This window comes from Vibrio genomosp. F10 str. 9ZD137, assembly GCF_049974785.1.
GTDB lineage: Bacteria > Pseudomonadota > Gammaproteobacteria > Enterobacterales > Vibrionaceae > Vibrio.
Genome location: NZ_JBNGCJ010000697.1, coordinates 1 through 2,618, shown reverse-complemented (window position 1 = coordinate 2,618; position 2,618 = coordinate 1). Strand labels below are relative to the sequence as shown.

The 2,618-nt window shown below is 44.2% G+C and carries 3 protein-coding genes; 1 reads left to right on the top strand and 2 read right to left on the bottom strand.

The annotated features are described in order from the left end of the window. Positions 1 to 1,133 (bottom strand): GGDEF domain-containing protein (locus ACP45E_RS16665; RefSeq protein WP_069585283.1); only part of this gene is annotated, 1,133 nt, incomplete at its 3' end. A 155-nt stretch (positions 1,134 to 1,288) separates the two neighbouring features. On the opposite strand from ACP45E_RS16665, the gene ACP45E_RS16660 reads away from it, so the two are divergent. Next, entirely contained in the window at positions 1,289 to 2,239 is a 951-nt protein-coding gene (locus ACP45E_RS16660) for an urea transporter (protein WP_017037494.1), read from the top strand. Between the two features lie 97 nt (positions 2,240 to 2,336). Here the strand turns inward: ACP45E_RS16660 and ACP45E_RS16655 are convergent. Beyond that, the coding region (locus tag ACP45E_RS16655) for a MerR family DNA-binding protein (RefSeq protein ID WP_158008389.1) at positions 2,337 to 2,618 on the bottom strand (282 nt) is incomplete at its 5' end.

The window sequence follows — 2,618 nt, the reverse complement described above, 5'->3', positions numbered from 1 at the left end:
TTTCGACCACCTCGCTTAGCTTGATACAGTGCTTTATCAGCCCTATCTACGCACTCCTCCCAACTTTCCGTAAGCTGTAACTGTGCAATACCAAAGCTCGAGGTGAACGCTAACCGTGGTTTTCCATCGATAACAGTCTCGGCAATAGCATGTCGTAAATCGTCGATAAACGTCTGGGCATGGCTCAAGTCGTATTCGGGTAACAGGATGATAATTTCATCGCCCCCTAACCGAAACGCCGCTGCATTGTCAGGCAAGGTTTGTGTAATACTATCCGCAATGGCTTTAATCACCTCATCACCCACAAGGTGCCCATGCCCATCATTGATCGCTTTAAAATGATCAATATCTGACATCACTAGGCAAACTGGCGCATGGCTGGGGTTATATTTAAAATCAGACATTGCCTCATCTAACGCACGACGATTCTTAAGACCCGTCAACGGATCCTGATAGGATAAGCGATGGATTGAATGCAATAACCTGGCGTTAATCATCCAGAGCATCGAAAAGCTCATAGACACAATGAGAATAACACTAAAAAGAAAAGTCAGCTGGTGGATCGTATTTGCGCTCATGAAGCTGTCTATTTCAGCTTCTGATAGGGAGACATGAACCCTTATCAGCATAAACCCACCATAAGCGAGAAATGGTAATGCCATCATTCTCGTCGCGAGGGGCAAATCTTTTCGAGTTCCTTTCACCACGGCGATGGCTGTACTAATGGTAGTAAAGGCTAAGTATAAGCTAATAACGATAATCCGATTGTTTATCGAAGGTACAAAATACGTAAAATAAACAAAGCCTACTAAGACGGCAAACAACAGCACGCGACTGTGATAAGTTAACGTCAAGGAATAGTTTCGGAAAATAGACAGACTATATAGTGTGAGATGAAAGCCGAGTGCAATGAGTACATTCGCCCCAATAATACTGAGAAAATCTGGAATAATGCCTCTTAAACTCAATAGCAATGGGCCAAACCCGATCAAAAATATAGATAGTGAAAACAGCGATAACCCTTCAATCGGCTTTTGAGCGACTTGAAACAATAGCAACCCAATACAATAAATCACCGAAAACAAGATCACGATAAAGTTAAGCGTTCTTATGTCTAGCGAAAAACTATCCATACAGCCCTTCTTTCTTCAAAATACCGCTCCAATCACTCATGAGTTTTACCGCTTGTAAAATGTGGTACTGACATATATTTTTTACTCTAAATAGAATAGCAATTTAACAGATATCTTGACGGATGGATAACTTAGTTGATAGATAAAAAACGCTCATGAGCCGACACAGAATCACGCATTCTCTCTACGCGAAAGCTAAAGTGTTACTACGAGGCATGGGGCAAGTCACGTTTCAAGAGAACGCTGCCACTGGCATTTTTGTTGCGATGGCTGTTGGCTTTCATTCGCTGCCATTATTCTCTGCGATGTTTGCTGGGCTTTGGGTATCTACTTGGGTCGGAAAAAGAGTCTGTAGCAACAACCAAGATGTCACTCGCGGATTATACGGTTATAACGGGGCGTTAGTTGGCCTCGCCTTCTACACCCTATTCCAATCCATACCGTTCTTTTGGATGACACTCTCCATCTTCGTAGCCTCAGCAATTTGCAGTGTTATCCAATCTCGGTGGCGATCTTCTTTGCCTATCTTTACCGTGCCATTTTTACTGGTTACATTACTGTTTACTTTGTTGTTTACTCTTGTTGAGGGTAGTTTCAATCTGCCATTTGGCAAGCTCGAACCCTTGACTTCATTGCATAATGCAACTCAACGCACAATAACAGTATTAGATGGGCTCAAGGGAGTGCTTAGTGGCGTCGGTCAAATTATGTTTGTGCAACCTTTGCTACCCAGTGTTTTGATCCTCATAGGGATTGCTTGCTCTTCTCGTTTAACTGCTCTTTGGGCTTGTGTGGGTTCTGCGTGTGGAATGATGGTTGCGGTGACAATCAATCTTCCCAATTCATTGTCTCTTCAAGGTTTGTGCGGTTTTAGTGCTTCGCTCACGGCCATCGCACTGTCTCAACGATATGACCTACCTCAGTCAAGAGCCCTATCACGCTCAAATCTATTGGCAAAGGGCCGTATTATGGCAGGCGTGATTTTTGCGGCTTTACTGAGCGTTTTTAGCGATTGGCTTGGTGTCGTGACTCTTACTCTGCCCTTTGTCCTTTCCTGTTGGATAATGATCTTAAAACGCACTAGCCCCTCAACGCCAGCCCCTTAGAGCCACACCATTACTCTATCTTCCTTGGCCCTATCTTCCTTGGCCCTATCATACTTGGCTCCATTCCCTTTGACTTATAGACGTCCAATCTGATCATTCACTCAAATTGGTGATTTTTCGCCTCAAGCAACAAATTCGCTCCCGCATGGTCAACGCCCAATTTATCTTGAGGGTTACGTAACGCGCAGTTTTCTAAGGATAGGCAACCACAACCTAAGCATCCGCCTAAGTCTTGCTGTAACGCTTTCAATTGTGTGATTCGTTGTTCTAGCAAATCGTGCCAAGAAGTAGCAAGCGCTTCCCACTGCTGCTTGGTTGGTGCTTGATGTTTCGGCAGGGATGCCAAGGCACAGCCAATCTCCTCTAGGCTTAATCCAAC

Excerpts from the sequence above, each read along its gene's own strand:
- ACP45E_RS16660 (WP_017037494.1), top strand. The coding sequence starts at position 1,289 with ATGAGCCGACACAGAATCACGCATTCTCTCTACGCGAAAGCTAAAGTG.